Source organism: Pseudomonas sp. PB120 (genome assembly GCF_009761815.1).
Classification (GTDB): domain Bacteria; phylum Pseudomonadota; class Gammaproteobacteria; order Pseudomonadales; family Pseudomonadaceae; genus Aquipseudomonas.
Genome location: NZ_RWIN01000051.1, coordinates 41585 through 55846, shown reverse-complemented (window position 1 = coordinate 55846; position 14262 = coordinate 41585). Strand labels below are relative to the sequence as shown.

General features: G+C 56.4%; 13 protein-coding genes and 1 pseudogene. 7 read left to right on the top strand and 7 right to left on the bottom strand.

Annotated elements, in window-relative coordinates:
• Nucleotides 1-2: 2 nt before the first annotated feature.
• The gene (locus EJA72_RS10835; RefSeq protein ID WP_157711453.1) at nt 3-1037 is read left to right on the top strand and encodes an AraC family transcriptional regulator; all 1035 of its coding nucleotides are present in this window, start codon (nt 3-5) and stop codon (nt 1035-1037) included.
• A 51-nt stretch (nt 1038-1088) separates the two neighbouring features.
• On the opposite strand, the gene EJA72_RS29680 is transcribed toward EJA72_RS10835, so the two are convergent.
• Together EJA72_RS29680 and EJA72_RS29675 are read right to left on the bottom strand one after the other, a co-directional pair.
• The gene (locus tag EJA72_RS29680) at nt 1089-1802 is read right to left on the bottom strand and encodes a methyl-accepting chemotaxis protein (protein WP_372240701.1); all 714 of its coding nucleotides are present in this window, start codon (nt 1800-1802) and stop codon (nt 1089-1091) included.
• Nucleotides 1803-1949: 147 nt separating this feature from the next.
• Nucleotides 1950-2075: pseudogene (locus tag EJA72_RS29675) on the bottom strand (HAMP domain-containing protein); the annotation flags it as partial.
• A 1303-nt stretch (nt 2076-3378) separates the two neighbouring features.
• Between EJA72_RS29675 and EJA72_RS10825 the strand changes: the two are divergent.
• The 5 genes from EJA72_RS10825 to acnB all read left to right on the top strand — a co-directional run bounded on the left by EJA72_RS10825 (nt 3379) and on the right by acnB (nt 9997).
• Complete coding sequence (locus tag EJA72_RS10825) at nt 3379-3867, top strand: MarR family winged helix-turn-helix transcriptional regulator (protein ID WP_256679673.1); 489 nt, start codon at nt 3379-3381, stop codon at nt 3865-3867.
• Nucleotides 3857-5041 carry an HlyD family secretion protein gene (locus EJA72_RS10820; RefSeq protein WP_157711452.1) on the top strand — a complete coding sequence of 395 codons (1185 nt, stop codon included), beginning with the start codon at nt 3857-3859 and terminating at the stop codon, nt 5039-5041. Before EJA72_RS10825 ends, EJA72_RS10820 begins: the two co-directional genes overlap by 11 nt.
• Nucleotides 5034-6575 carry a DHA2 family efflux MFS transporter permease subunit gene (locus EJA72_RS10815; RefSeq protein WP_157711451.1) on the top strand — a complete coding sequence of 514 codons (1542 nt, stop codon included), beginning with the start codon at nt 5034-5036 and terminating at the stop codon, nt 6573-6575. The genes EJA72_RS10820 and EJA72_RS10815 overlap by 8 nt, the downstream gene beginning before the upstream one ends.
• An 85-nt stretch (nt 6576-6660) precedes the next feature.
• Nucleotides 6661-7326 (top strand): TetR/AcrR family transcriptional regulator, encoded by a 666-nt coding sequence (locus EJA72_RS10810; protein ID WP_157711450.1) that lies wholly within the window; start codon nt 6661-6663, stop codon nt 7324-7326.
• A gap of 70 nt (nt 7327-7396) precedes the next feature.
• Nucleotides 7397-9997, top strand: coding sequence for a bifunctional aconitate hydratase 2/2-methylisocitrate dehydratase (gene acnB, locus EJA72_RS10805; protein ID WP_178129262.1), 2601 nt, complete (start codon nt 7397-7399; stop codon nt 9995-9997).
• Between the two features lie 89 nt (nt 9998-10086).
• On the opposite strand, the gene EJA72_RS10800 is transcribed toward acnB, so the two are convergent.
• From EJA72_RS10800 to EJA72_RS10785, 4 genes are all read right to left on the bottom strand, one after another.
• Nucleotides 10087-10548, bottom strand: a complete 462-nt coding sequence (locus EJA72_RS10800) for a hypothetical protein (RefSeq protein ID WP_157711449.1) — start codon at nt 10546-10548, stop codon at nt 10087-10089.
• Nucleotides 10549-10917: 369 nt separating this feature from the next.
• Complete coding sequence (locus tag EJA72_RS29670; RefSeq protein WP_372240697.1) at nt 10918-11295, bottom strand: BPSL0761 family protein; 378 nt, start codon at nt 11293-11295, stop codon at nt 10918-10920.
• Nucleotides 11296-11833: 538 nt separating this feature from the next.
• Nucleotides 11834-12061 carry a BPSL0761 family protein gene (locus EJA72_RS29500; RefSeq protein WP_306109993.1) on the bottom strand — a complete coding sequence of 76 codons (228 nt, stop codon included), beginning with the start codon at nt 12059-12061 and terminating at the stop codon, nt 11834-11836.
• Between the two features lie 171 nt (nt 12062-12232).
• Nucleotides 12233-13015, bottom strand: a complete 783-nt coding sequence (locus EJA72_RS10785; RefSeq protein ID WP_157711448.1) for an NAD-dependent protein deacylase — start codon at nt 13013-13015, stop codon at nt 12233-12235.
• Between the two features lie 106 nt (nt 13016-13121).
• On the opposite strand from EJA72_RS10785, the gene EJA72_RS10780 reads away from it, so the two are divergent.
• Nucleotides 13122-13331 carry a hypothetical protein gene (locus EJA72_RS10780; protein WP_157711447.1) on the top strand — a complete coding sequence of 70 codons (210 nt, stop codon included), beginning with the start codon at nt 13122-13124 and terminating at the stop codon, nt 13329-13331.
• Between the two features lie 125 nt (nt 13332-13456).
• Here the strand turns inward: EJA72_RS10780 and EJA72_RS10775 are convergent, their stop codons facing one another.
• Nucleotides 13457-13873, bottom strand: coding sequence for a hypothetical protein (locus EJA72_RS10775; protein ID WP_157711446.1), 417 nt, complete (start codon nt 13871-13873; stop codon nt 13457-13459).
• Nucleotides 13874-14262: the final 389 nt, after the last annotated feature.

The following is a 14262-nucleotide window of genomic DNA, read 5'->3' as shown; positions in this document are numbered from 1 at the left end:
CCATGGCTGAAAACTTGAATGAATCATGGTCGCTGCGCGGTAACTATCGCTACGCCACCAACCAGTTGCTGATGGGGGCACGCCGTCACCAGATAGCCTTGGAGCACATCTGGGAAGCCGCTGGCTTGCAGGAGTTCGCCTCCAGTAAAGCCCCGCTCAAAGCGCATCAGTTTGCCAGGCTGCTGAGGGCGACCACCGAAGTACTCGACGACGAGTTGTACGGCCTCACGCGGCACCGCGCCAAGCGCGGGACCTGCGCGATGATGGTCGATCTGGCGTTGGGTTGCAGCACCATGGGCGCGGCGATGGAGCAAGTCGCAAACTTCTTCCGGATCGTGACGGATGACATCGAAGTACGTTGCACTCTCTCGGACGAACAGATCGAACTGAGTGTCATGGTGACGGAGCCTGAGTTGGACCCGATGGGATTTCTCTGCGACTACTACATGTTGTACCTGCATCGTTTTTTCAGTTGGAGCATCGGTGCGCTGCTGCCCGTGCGGCAATTGTCCTCTACCCGTCCTGACGCTCCCGACGCCAGTCGTCTGCTGCACTACATACGCAGAGACTGGCTCCCTGGTCAGGCGACCAACACAATGACTCTCAACACCAGGTACTGGACAACGCCAATCAGTCGTACGCGCGCCGAATGGCACGCCAACGTTGACCGGCTGATGGGACAAGGCATTCTCGGCTGGCCCGATGCCAAGGAAAACTGTTCAAACCAGGTTCGTGCGCTGCTGGCTGATGCACTGAAATTACGGATGGGTTTGCCTCGCCTCCAAGCCATTGCCAGCCAACTGTGCCTGAGTACACAAACCTTGCACCGGAACCTTCAGCAGGAAGGCACGAGCTTTCAACGGATCCTCGACGATCTACGCCGCGATCAGGCCATCGAGCTGCTGGCAAATCAGCATCTAAGCCTCGCTGATGCCGCCGAGCAGCTTGGTTTTTCAGAAACCCGGTCTTTCAGCCGTGCGTTCAAGCAATGGACGGGAATCAATCCTTCGGTGCTACGCCGCGAAGGCAACAATTGAACGTGTAAGCATGCAACGCACTGACTGGTTCAACCCGCGCATCAGTCTCCGTCAAACCCGGAAGGCACCGATCAGCTCCTTGAGTTGACCCACCAGCAGGGAAAGCTCGCGGCTCGCCTGCTCTGTCTGGCAAGCACCGCCAGCCGTGCGATCACCGGCCTGGTTGATTTGCACGATATTGCGATCAATGTCTTGAGTGACTGCCGTTTGTTCTGACGCGGCTGCGGCGATCTGCTGGTTCTGGTCAACGATCGTGCCTACCGCGTTAAAGATGTTCTCCAAAGCCCGCTGCACCAGCGTGGATTGATTGGCCGTGTTGCTGGCCATCCTGTGACTGGCATTCATCACTTTGACCGCGGCACTGACGCCGTTGTGCAATTTGCTGATCGTTTGTTCGATTTCTTCGGTGGACACTTGTGTGCGCTTGGCCAGATTGCGCACCTCATCGGCAACAACGGCAAAACCGCGCCCCTGCTCCCCGGCCCGGGCCGCCTCAATGGCGGCGTTGAGCGCCAGCAAATTAGTTTGCTCTGCAATTGCTTTGATCACATCAAGAACCTGGCTGATGCTACTGCTATCACTGGCCAGTTGATTGATTACCACCACGGACTGGTCAATTTCGCCGGCCAGTTGTTGAATACTTTCGACCTGGGACTCGACCAGAGTACGGCCAGAAACAACCTCTTTACTGACCCCCTGCGCGCTGACCACTGCCGCAGTCGCATTGCGTGCCACCTCTTGAGCAGTGGCGGACAACTCATTCATTGCCGTTGCAATTTGCTCGATCTGCTGACGCTGGTCGGAGACAGCCTGACTGCTTTCATTGGAAACCAGCTCGACGCGATCTGCCTGCCCCTTCACTTTGACGACCGTCTGTCCCACTCGCTGAATCAATTGATTGATCTTGCCAATGGTCCCGTTGATAACCTTCCCCAATTCTCCCAGCTCATCCTGACTCTGGATCTTTACATTGGCCGTCATGTTGCCGGCCGCCACGTCGTCCATGACAAGACTGAAGCTTTTTAACGTGCTGCACATCGACACGTAAAAGCCGCCGTAAAGATAACCAATGAGAAGAAATACCAGCAGCAACGCGCTGACTAACAGGACCATTCGTTGTTGATCATCGGCCAGTCTCCGCTGAAGCTCCCCATCCAGGTAGGACAGCACCGCATCAGTGAACTGGCCGGTTTTCTCAATTTCAGCGCTCAATGAGTCATAAAATGCCGGCCATGCCACGTTGTCGGCAGACTCCTTCAACGATTCGCTGTCCAACAAGCCGCCACCGACTGTCAATGAGTCGCGACTGACAGCGGCCTTCGCCTGCAACGCCGTTTGGGCCTTGCTATTGCCAACCAGCGCACCCTCGATATGTTGTCCATATTCCGCCTGCAGCTTCTCCTGCTGCTGTAACGCAGCCTCCACCTTGGTAAGGGTGCCCGAGCTCCTGGAACCGCTGGCCAACAAATACGCACCTAGCGCACGGACATCCCCCAACCCAAGCGTGACGTCGTCGGCGCTGTCCACTATCAGGTTAATCAGTTTGCGTTCGCTCGGGTCGGGATCCAGTGAAATCCCGGTACCGGAAACTACCGACATCACCAGGATCTGGACGTTCGCCAGCTGCTGCTTGATCTCGTGCTGCTGCTTGACTTGCGTGGTATCAGCGCGTGCAGCGCGCAACCATTCCACCAAAGCATCACGCTTGGCATTGATGTCTTCGACTTGAGTGCCAGTCAGCGCTATGGCCTTGAGCTTTTGCAGGGCCTCAATCAGTTTCGAAGTCTGGCGGCCAATGCGATTGTTCAACTCTTCACTTTGATTGGCCAAGCCGACCTGGTTCTGGAGTCGAATGAGGTTCTCCAGGCTTTGCATGTCGTAACGAATTTGCAATGTGCCCTTGAGGAGCTCCAGCCCATTCAACTCCGTCCTGGTACCTACGAATTGGGCGTAGGCATCTCGAATCAGATAAGCGTTAGTCGCCAACATGGGCAAAAAAAACAAGATGCTGATCAGGCTGAATTTCAGGCCGAAACTCAGGCGATTCATAAGCGAAATAGCGGGATACAGGAGAGTTTTCACGGAACGCCTCTAATTATTATGGTTCTTGCCGTAGGCCGTGGCTTGCTGTTGATTTTGTGTTGAGTACGCGGTGCTGACGTTGATAACGCCACTCGGTTCACTCGACAAAAATCATCAGCATCATACATATGATTATGCTTGATACCCAGTAGCTTTTTCCAACATTTCCATTTTCATTCAATGGGCATGTCCACTGAAAAATCACCACTGAAAAATAGATAGCGTGCATCTGATAAGGCAAACTATCATAAGCATGCTTATGTATTTTTCGGTGATTTTGATGACGACTCAACAGACGATCGGTTTTGTCTTGCACGATGTGGCGCGGTTGATGCGCAAGCGATTCGAACAGCGCGCCCGACAGGCAGGACTCACGCGATCTCAGTGGCAGGTGCTGTCCAAGCTTTCGCATAACGAAGGCATTCACCAGAAAGGTCTGGCCGATTTGCTGGAAATCGAGTCCATCACCTTGGTGCGATTGCTCGACAAAATGCAGGAACGCGGTTTGATCGAGCGGCGGCCTCACCCAACCGATCGGCGCATGAGCTTGCTGTTTCTGACTGAAGCGGCACATCCACTGCTGCAGCTGATGCGTCAGCTTGGCGAAAAAACGCGCCATGAAACGATGTCTGATTTTTCCGAACAGGAGCACCAACTGCTGCAGCAGTTTCTAGCTCGCATGCGTGAGAACTTGATCGAAGCCTGCGCAAGGCCGGTTGAAGATGAGGAGCCCGTAAATGACCAGTAATGCCACTCGATTGCAGCCCGTCGAGGCTGAAAGGTCACCTTCCACACCGTCCGGCTCCCAGCAGGCACAGCCGCAAGCCCCTGCTCAGCCGGTTCAGGACAGCGCTTTGCCACCCTCACGCCAGAGAGTGCGCCTCGGACTGTTTCTATTGTTGCCAGCGGTGCTTGCTGGCTCCGCCTGGCTGTATGTCACCGGGGGCCAAGTCATTAGCACCGATAATGCTTATATCCAGGCGGATCGCGTGGGTGTTTCCACCGACGTCGCCGGCATCGTCGAGTCGGTTGAGGTCACTGACAACCAGAGCGTAACCAAAGGTCAGGTATTGTTCCGCTTACGCCCTGAACCCTTCGAAATTGCTTTGCAAAGTGCCAAGGCACAACTGGCTGATGTGCGTAACCAGATCATGAATCTCAAAGCCAGCTACGCCCAAGCACAGGCCGAGATCGCTCAGGCCCAGGCGGAAATCCCCTATTACCAGAAAAACCTGGCACGCCTGGAACAATTGGTCAGTGTCTCCGCCGTATCGAAGACCCTCTACGACGATGCCCATCACAATCTGGAAACCACGCAGCAGAAAGTTGCGGTAGCCAAGGCTCAGGCACAGACCATTCTGGCCCAACTCGGTGGACGCATTGATTCGCCGCTAGAGCTTCAACCCGCCTACCTCCAAGCCCAGGCGCGGATCGATGAGGCCGCGCGCAACCTGAAGAACGCGACAGTGACCGCTCCGTTCGACGGCATTGTCACCAATGTCGACTCGCTGTCTCCCGGAGCGTACCTGCAACCACCACAATCGGGTTTCAGCCTGGTCGCGAGCGATCGCCTGTGGGTCGCGGCATCGCCCAAAGAAACTGAGCTGACCCACATGCAGGAAGGCCAACCGGTGACCATCACGGTGGACAGCTACCCGGGGGTCATCTGGCATGGCCGAGTCGAGAGCATCAGCCCCGCTTCCGGGTCGAGCTTCGCCCTCTTGCCTGCACAGAACACCACGGGAAATTGGGTGAAAGTGGTGCAGCGAATCCCTGTTCGTATACATATCGATGACACGGCCGGCAAACCACCTTTGCGTCATGGCATGAGTGTCGAGGCCGATATCGATACCGGTCGTTCCCGCGGCCTGCCGGAGTTCATGGCCAACGCACTGGCCACCAAGAGCTCGCCTCATGAATGACAGTGGTACGGCCATGGCGCCCTCCACGCAACGGACGATGATTACCGTCTGCGTGGTCCTGGCGGTCATCATGCAGGCGCTGGACACCACCATCGCCAATGTCGCGTTGCCCTATATGCAAGGCAGCGTCTCGGCCAGTGCCGATCAAATCAATTGGGTGCTGACCTCCTATATTGTCGCCGCTGCAATCATGACACCGCCATCGGCCTTCCTCGCCCGGCGCTTCGGGCGCAAGACCGTGCTGCTGTGGGCCATTATCGGTTTCGTCCTGGCGTCGATACTCTGCGGCATCGCCCAGTCATTGGGGGAAATCATCGCCTTTCGGTTGTTGCAAGGGCTTGCGGGTGCCGCATTGGTGCCGCTGTCCCAAGGCATCCTGCTGGATATTTATCCGCTCAAAGAGCGTGGGTCGGCCATGGCGCTGTTCGGTGTTTCGGTCATGGTCGGTCCGGTATTGGGGCCGATGCTGGGCGGCTGGCTCACCGAAAACCTGAGCTGGCGCTGGGTGTTTTTCATCAACCTGCCTATTGGCCTCCTGGCTTTGGCGGGGATCTTGCGCTATGTCGTCGAGACCCCGGCGGACAAGGGATCACGTCTGGACTGGCTGGGTTTTGGCTCGCTCAGCGTCACGATCATGGCCACCCAGTTATTCCTCGATCGAGGCGAGCAACTGGGCTGGTTTGCTTCCACGGAGATCGTGCTCGAAGCCGTGATAGCCCTGTCGGCCCTGTATATTTTTCTGGTTCACACCTTCACCGCCAAAGACCCTTTTATAAGCCTCGCTCTGTTCAAGGATCGAAACTTCAGCCTCAGCGTGGTGTTCATTTTCATTATTGGCATTACCTACCTGGCGTCGCTGGCGCTGATGACGCCCTACCTGCAAAACCTCATGGGTTATCCGGTGCTCAAGGCCGGCATGGCCATGGGTCCGCGTGGTTTGGGCACGATGGCAACGATGTACATCACGGGGCGGTTGATCGGTAAGGTCGACACCCGTTGGCTGCTGTTCTGCGGACTGGCATTGTCCGCAGGTTCCATGTGGCTGATGACAGGCTGGACACCGCAGGTGTCGATGCAAACCATCATCTATGTCGGTTTCATCCAGGGAGCGAGCCTGGGCCTGTTATTCGTACCCTTGTCCACCATTGCCTTCGCCACACTGCCCGCTTCGCTCCGAGCCGACGGCACCGGGCTCTACAGCCTGTCGCGCAACGTCGGTTCCAGTGTAGGGATTTCCATCGTCACCGTGCTGTTGGTGCAAAACACCCAGATCAACCACGAGCTGATCGGCGCACATATCACAGGGTTCAATCGCCTGCTCCACGCCTGGCCACTCAACAATATCCTCGACCCGGTAACGGTGAGCGGCCGCGCCATGCTCGACGGCATGATCAGCACTCAAGCCGTCTGGATTGCCTATCTGGACGATTTCAAGCTGCTGATGCTGCTTTCTCTGGCGGTCATGCCGCTGCTGTTGGTGATCAAGCCACCTGAAGTGTTCGCGCGCGATGATCACGGACCGGTGCTGGAATAACTAATCATGCATATGATATATATGTAAAAATCTGAAATCGCCCAAGGATTGAGTCCGCAAGGCTCACAAATTCTGGATCGCCATCATGCACCGAGCCTCTACCCAAGTTTCTGCACCGCTTGATCTCGCCAAGAATCCGCAGGTGCCAAAAATGGAACACCTGAGAGTCGACCCCTCCTCTGAAACTCGGGACCGCCATCAGCAGATTCGTGATACTGCCTTGCACCTATTTGTCACTGAAGGCTATGGCAATGTCAGTTTGCGCCAATTGGCGGCGCCGCTCGGTCTTAGTGCAGGTTCGCTCTACAACCATCTGGAGAGTAAACAGTCGCTGCTGTTTGAGATGATCAACGATCACCTGCAAGACCTTCTGAAGAGTGTTGAACGTGAGGTGAGAAAGAGCAAAGACGTGTTGGCGCAGCTTAGATCGTTCATTCGCGTTCATATCAAGGTCCACATTCAGCACCAATCCCTATCGCTGTTGAGCAATCTGGAGTTGCGCAGCCTCGACGCCGCATCGAGGGCAGAAATCAAGCTGCTCCTAAAGCGCTACCGCAGCTGTTTAAGCAACATCATTAGTAAAGGTATGCAGAGCGGAGTCTTTCGCTCACAGCACTTACCGACTGCTATCCAAACGGTGCTTGCCATGCTTTCCAGCGTGGCGTTCTGGTTCGATGAAACCCTACCGTTGGGCTCGTCGCAGCTGACGACCCAACTCACTGCAATGGTTATGGGTGCGCTAAGCACTTAATTCATCGCCGTGTGCCGTTCACGACAGACACTCAACTTCTATTACACACATAAAAACCGGAGATCCTGCAGTGCTTGAAGCCTACAACCATCACGTGAAAAAACGCGCCGATGAAGGGCTTCCGCCCTTGGCACTTAACGCCGAACAAACGGCAGGCCTGGTCGAGCTGCTGAAAAATCCCACGGCTGGCGAAGAAGCTTTCCTCGTTGACCTGATCACCAATCGCGTTCCGCCAGGCGTGGACGAAGCAGCCTACGTCAAGGCCGGCTTCCTCTCCGCCATCGCCAAAGGCGAAGCCAACTCCCCTCTGATCGACAAGAAGCGCGCTGTTGAACTGCTCGGCACCATGCAGGGCGGCTACAACATCGTGACCCTGGTCAACCTGCTGGACGACGCCGAACTGGCGCCAGTAGCCGCCGAAGAACTCAAGCACACCCTGCTGATGTTCGATGCTTTCCACGACGTGGCTGAAAAAGCCAAGAACGGCAACGTTCACGCCAAGGCCGTGCTGCAATCCTGGGCTGACGGCGAGTGGTTCGTGAAGCGTCCGACCCTGGCCGACAAGATCAGCCTGCGCGTCTTCAAGGTCACCGGCGAGACCAACACCGACGACCTGTCCCCTGCTCCCGATGCCTGGTCCCGTCCTGACATCCCACTGCACGCCCTGGCCATGCTGAAAATGGCTCGCGACGGCATCGTGCCTGACGCACAAGGCGTCACCGGCCCGATGAAGCAGATCGAAGAAATGCGCAACGGCGGCTTCCCTGTTGCCTACGTGGGCGACGTAGTCGGTACCGGTTCTTCGCGTAAATCGGCGACCAACTCGGTGCTGTGGTTCTTCGGCGACGACGTGCCTTACGTGCCGAACAAGCGTGCCGGCGGTTTCTGCTTCGGCAGCAAGATCGCTCCGATCTTCTACAACACCATGGAAGATGCCGGCGCACTGCCAATCGAATTCGACGTTTCCAACATGCACATGGGCGATGTGATCGACCTGTATCCGCATGCTGGCAAGGTCTGCAAGCACGGCACCGACGAAGTCCTGACCACCTTCGAAATGAAGACCCCGGTCCTGCTCGACGAAGTACGTGCCGGCGGCCGTATCCCGCTGATCATCGGCCGTGGCCTGACCGAGAAGGCTCGCGCCGAGCTGGGCCTGCCACCTTCGGACCTGTTCAAAAAACCTGAAGCACCGACTGAAAGCACCAAGGGCTACACCCTGGCGCAGAAGATGGTCGGCAAGGCTTGCGGCGTGACCGGCATCCGTCCGGGCACCTACTGCGAACCGAAGATGACCACCGTGGGTTCCCAGGACACCACAGGTCCTATGACCCGTGACGAACTGAAAGACCTGGCGTGCCTGGGCTTCTCGACCGATCTGGTGATGCAGTCCTTCTGTCACACCGCCGCATACCCCAAGCCTGTCGATGTAACGACTCACCACACCCTGCCGGATTTCATGCGCAACCGTGGTGGCGTGTCGCTCAAGCCGGGTGACGGCATCATCCACAGCTGGCTGAACCGCATGCTGCTGCCGGATACCGTCGGCACCGGTGGTGACTCGCACACCCGTTTCCCGATCGGTATTTCGTTCCCGGCCGGCTCCGGGTTAATCGCCTTCGCAGCAGCCACCGGCGTCATGCCGCTGGACATGCCGGAATCGGTCCTGGTGCGTTTCAAAGGCAAGATGCAACCGGGTATCACCCTGCGAGACCTGGTCCATGCCATTCCTTACTACGCAATCAAGGCTGGCCTGCTGACCGTAGAGAAGAAAGGCAAGATCAACGCTTTTTCGGGGCGCGTCCTCGAGATCGAAGGCCTGGATAACCTGACCGTCGAGCAAGCGTTCGAACTGTCTGACGCCTCGGCTGAACGTTCGGCTGCCGGTTGCACCATCAAGCTCCCGGAAAAAGCCATTGCTGAGTACCTGCGATCCAACATCACCCTGCTGCGCTGGATGATCGGCGAAGGCTACGGCGATGCCAGGGCCCTGGAACGTCGTGCTCAAGCGATGGAAGCTTGGCTGGCCAACCCTGAGCTGCTGGAAGCCGATGCTGACGCCGAATACGCCGAAGTCATCGAGATCGACCTGGCCGACATCAAGGAGCCTGTGCTCTGCGCGCCGAACGACCCGGATGACGCTTGTCTGCTGTCCAGCGTGGTTGGCGAGAAGATTGACGAAGTGTTCATCGGTTCGTGCATGACCAACATCGGCCACTTCCGCGCCGCCGGTAAACTGCTGGATCAGGTCAAGGGTCAGCTGCCAACCCGTCTGTGGCTGTCGCCACCGACGAAAATGGACGCTCACCAACTAACCGGTGAAGGCTACTACGGCATTTACGATAAGGTTGGCGCTCGTATGGAAATGCCAGGCTGCTCGCTGTGCATGGGTAACCAGGCACGTGTAGCGCCGAACTCGACTGTGGTGTCGACATCGACCCGTAACTTCCCGAACCGTCTGGGTGACGGCGCGAACGTGTACCTGGCTTCGGCTGAGCTGGCGTCCGTTGCTTCCATCCTGGGTCGCCTGCCGACCGTCGAGGAGTACATGGAATACGCTGGCAAGATCGACAGCATGGCGGCCGATGTTTACCGCTACCTGTCCTTCGACCAAATCGCCGAGTTCCGTGAAGCTGCAGCGAAAGCCAACATTCCGGTCGTTCAAGCCTAATGCTACAACGCAATAGAAAACGCCGCCCATCGCGAGATGAGCGGCGTCTTTTATGCCTGACGGTTGGCGACTCCTCTGTGAAGATATTTTCAGCCCAGATTGCCGCAGAAAATATCGTGACCGCCGTCGGCCGGACTTCCTCGCACAACCAATGCATAACCACCGGAACGTAGCGTTTCATAGGCGACGGGAACGCTTTTGCGCAGATGGATACCGCGGCTGTCGAGTGCGCTCGATTCCGGCGAATAAAACTGCGAGCTCACACTCTGATTCAAATCATAAGCAGGCTTAGGCCCAAGGCTTGAACAGCTTCCCGTGTAAACATATGTGTACAAACGCGCTGGAGAACCGCTGCCAAGCGGTACCCCACCAATGAATAACCTGATGTCTGTCTGATTGCCCATCGGCGCAAGGGTGGCCTGTGCCATATGCCCGGGGTTATATAGAGTGGCGGTTAGGGGAACGGAGGTAATCTGACTGTCTGATGTAGTTGCACATCCGGAGATCCATCCGACCGCTAGCACCAACGCCATCGAAGATACGATGTTCATCGTAAACCTCTCGACTGTAAGGACGCGTTGAAGTGATCCCCCTCGTAAATTCTAGACCTTCCAGAAAAGCGGGCATTTCGTCGGATAGTCGGTCATAGTTTTTTAGCGTTACAGGCAAGATTTGTTGTGGGAATGGCTAAGTTGGGGAGGTCGCGCCTATTTTTTTGCACGAATAGGCTGCTACCTGTTCTATGGGCGAAGAACCCATATGGTCGACGACGATGAGCTAACTCCCGCTCAGTAGTACTCCCATTGAGAAATGAGTGAATCTGTAGTGCAAATGGGGATAGCGAGATGGATTATTCAATCACTACCTATCAATGGCTCAGGATCAGCGGCTTTTTGGCCGATGATGGGGAGTCAATGCGGTTAATCGGTACTTGAGCTCAAGAAGGGCTCGGTCAGTCGGTCGACTCTTTGCTCGTCGAGTTGCCCTGCCCGCAGTATCTCGTTTGCATGGGGATAATGCCGTAACAGTTGACGGGCCTGACGTCGGATCGATTCTGCAAGTATGGGATCTTGAGCAAGTTCGGCCAGAAAGTCTCGCGTCTGTATCAGCGCGCGCGTGCGCTCGCTTGGCATCGTCATCTCCTCCTCCTCACCCAGGCAGTGCATGGTCCAGCCGCGCTGAGCTTGATGGCTCCCAGCAAAGTTTTTTCCACCCTCAACCGCCTCAAGCCTACACCTAAAACCCGATTGCACATCGACGCAATCGCTCGGATCGGCAAGGGCTTTTTCGTGAATCACCACCACTCTCCTCCCCGGCGTACCGCCAATTGCGCCTCCGCGCGCCAAAAACGCCATTAGGTTTGAGAATCTTGCTTTCTCATACCTGTTGAACCACTGACTTCCAGCCGCAATTCACCACGTTGTACAGCTGTAAAAACATAGGCCGTAGCGCAGTACGAAATCGTCCGTAGTGCAGTCATTTTGACTCACCCGGGTGACACCGCCAGTCACCGAACGGTGCGTCGGCGTCCACACGCCGCATGGCAGTGTGCACATCGTACCCGCCAACATAAGCGCCCCACGAAACTCCGTTCAACCCTCTACAAACCCGAGTACCCAGATCGGGTTCATCGACGAAAACGTCGACCACCTGCACTGGCTTTTCTTTGGCAACGTAGTCATCCAGGCACTTCGGCACCAAGACGACCTGCGTCCGAGCCTCGCCTTAAATGAATCGCTGCATAAGCGTCTCCACCATGTTCCAGACGATCAGAAAATTGAGCAGTTTCAGACGTTTCACACAGGGTAGGTCGGAAGTTGCCTGCCGTGATGGCTGCTACCAGTCTTCAGTTGAGGAGCAAAAAACGGGGCAGATACTCCCTACCCCTAATTTGTTCGCCTGCTCTTCAATAAGACCCGCCCGCAGAACATCCTGCTTTGTGGGAAAGTGGCGTAAAAGGAAGTGAGCGTTTTGTCTAATCCGCTCGGGCACTTCTGTGTCGCGAGCAAGTTCCGTCAGGAAAGCATGAGTTTGTGCGACGGACCTGCTCCGTTCAAATGGCATCGTCATTTAAGCCTCCACGCGTTGAGGTCGTCAGTCCAATACAAGGCGACCAGATTCGGTCACCTGTAGTCGCTCTATAATCGCTCTATAATTCCCTATAAACCTGCGTCCTCAGCGTCCGCCTGTAGCGGTCTAATGGTCAGATCAGAAACGTGTGTTCGAAACGCAGCTTCAACGCTCAAGCTTCCTGGTCTTACCCGTCTCTATCCTTTCGAGCAGCATCGACAGTACTTCGGCGGCAGCCCCCATCAGCATGAGTTCCTTCGGTTCACCCATTGCAACGTCAACCTTGTTCACATGAATGACCGAAGCTCCAGACGCCAACGCAAGATCGGGAAGGCCTGCGGCAGGCATGACGATCCCGGAGGTGCCGACGGAGACCAGCAGATCGCAATCTTTCACCAGCTGCACCGCAGTTTTCCAAGCCTGGGCTGGTAAATCCTCTCCGTACCAGACCACCGCAGGACGCATCTTGCCGTTACAACGCTGACACCTAGGAGGGTCGATCAGCGCACCTTCATCCGGCACTGCTGATTGATCGGGTGACACCACCGCAGGCCGATGGCAGGCGAAGCATTTGGGCATTGCCAAACTGCCATGCAAATGCACCACATTTAACGAGCCGGCTCGCTCATGGAGGTCGTCAATATTCTGGGTGACAACAGACACCTGGCACTGGGAGTTAGCCATCCGCGGTATTGCACGATGTGCGGCATTGGGCACTGCTTGAGCAACGCGGAGCCGCCGCCACAGATACCATCCCCACACCAATGCGGGGTTCTCCCGAAAGGCCTTGGCCGTCTCTAAATCCCTTGGATCGTATCCTGCCCAGATTCCAGACAGTTTTTCGCGGTACGTGGGAATGCCGCTATCGGCAGAGATGCCAGCGCCGGTGAAAAAGACCACCTTCCTAGCCTTTTGCAGTGCGTCTACCGCTTGCTCTATGACCGTCATGCTACCCCTCCCAGCCTCAGTTGCTTTCCACAAGTAGCAACTGCCAGCTAATTCCATCGAAGGCCGCCACGCCCTGCTACGCTTTGCCCTTCACGGAGGAAACACCATGCCCACCTCAGACCTGCTGCCTTCCCTGTTGTCCAAGCTCAATGAAAACCAACTCGCCCTGGAAGCGGCCATCCTCGAACTTTCAAACTGGGTAGAGTTGCGTGGTGCGGTTGAAGTCGCGGATAACGTCCGCGGCGCCCTGGTGGCGATCGACCGAAATGAAGAATTCATCAAGATGACCCTCGCGGTAATGATGACGCCGGAGTGAAGATCGAAAGCGAGCTGTACCCCACGAAACGCCACAACGGGGGAGTGAATTACCCCCTTTATCACAGCCGAAGACGAGCCGTTATCGTCTGTCGATCCGCTTTTGTCACTGTCAGGACTGCTGACTTACGGTTTTCGACGGCGAGTGTCGCCAGGCGGGAGATCCGGACCGACACCCGCCAGCGGGCCGGGTGGCTCCTGGCTTTCATCGCGATGGCGCAGGTTATTGATCAGCCGCTCATCGAGTGCGCCAAATCCCAAAGTCGTTTTTTCCGCCTCTGGCTCAAGGTCCTTGGCGTCTGGGGCCAAGTAGCCAGGGCTGAGCAAATAATGCGAAAGCAGTTTGTGTTGGGGATATCGATTCTCAAAATACTGTAACAACCCATTGAAAATTTCTTCCCCAGCCGGCGTTCCGGCCACCCGCCGGATTACGAACTCGGCGATAGCCAGGCGCACCTCGACCTCACTCGCGTTGAGCGGAAGCTCCTCTGCGGTTTCTTCAAACCATTGGTAACTACCGTATCTCAGAAGCTGATCAGACATCTTCGGACACCCGCCGCGAGTGGAACGCCGTGATGAGCAGGACCGTACACCCACGTCCGGCCAATCGTTATCAGGTGGCCGTCATTAGAACAACGCGACAGCGAAGTTCAACATACTGCAAGCGTGAGGCCAATGAAACCACCGGAATCCTGTGTACGCTCGCGGGTGGGGTGTGGCATTACATACAGCAACAAGCACCAGGATGACCGTGTCGAACCTCATCGCCAGCGTGGACGCTCCTGCAGGCTCCTCCTCAACCATTTCAACCGCCGAGGCCTCCTTTGGGACTGGCCCAGCTCAAGCTCGACCTCATGCGCGCATGTCGCATTCGGCTGCCCCTTCAGCTCGAAGCCGGCATTAAACGATGAGGAAACGCCACTCCAGACGGC

Bases quoted from the DNA above. Each gene is read 5' to 3' on its own strand.
- EJA72_RS10785 (WP_157711448.1), bottom strand. From the start codon at position 13,015: ATGACGGTCATAGAGCAAGCGGTAGACGCACTGCAAAAGGCTAGGAAG.
- EJA72_RS10810 (WP_157711450.1), top strand. From the start codon at position 6,661: ATGCACCGAGCCTCTACCCAAGTTTCTGCACCGCTTGATCTCGCCAAG.
- EJA72_RS10775 (WP_157711446.1), bottom strand. From the start codon at position 13,873: ATGTCTGATCAGCTTCTGAGATACGGTAGTTACCAATGGTTTGAAGAA.
- EJA72_RS10820 (WP_157711452.1), top strand. From the start codon at position 3,857: ATGACCAGTAATGCCACTCGATTGCAGCCCGTCGAGGCTGAAAGGTCA.
- EJA72_RS10800 (WP_157711449.1), bottom strand. From the start codon at position 10,548: ATGAACATCGTATCTTCGATGGCGTTGGTGCTAGCGGTCGGATGGATC.
- EJA72_RS29500 (WP_306109993.1), bottom strand. From the start codon at position 12,061: ATGCCATTTGAACGGAGCAGGTCCGTCGCACAAACTCATGCTTTCCTG.
- EJA72_RS10780 (WP_157711447.1), top strand. From the start codon at position 13,122: ATGCCCACCTCAGACCTGCTGCCTTCCCTGTTGTCCAAGCTCAATGAA.
- EJA72_RS10835 (WP_157711453.1), top strand. From the start codon at position 3: ATGGCTGAAAACTTGAATGAATCATGGTCGCTGCGCGGTAACTATCGC.
- EJA72_RS29680 (WP_372240701.1), bottom strand. From the start codon at position 1,802: ATGAATGAGTTGTCCGCCACTGCTCAAGAGGTGGCACGCAATGCGACT.
- EJA72_RS10825 (WP_256679673.1), top strand. From the start codon at position 3,379: ATGTATTTTTCGGTGATTTTGATGACGACTCAACAGACGATCGGTTTT.
- EJA72_RS10815 (WP_157711451.1), top strand. From the start codon at position 5,034: ATGAATGACAGTGGTACGGCCATGGCGCCCTCCACGCAACGGACGATG.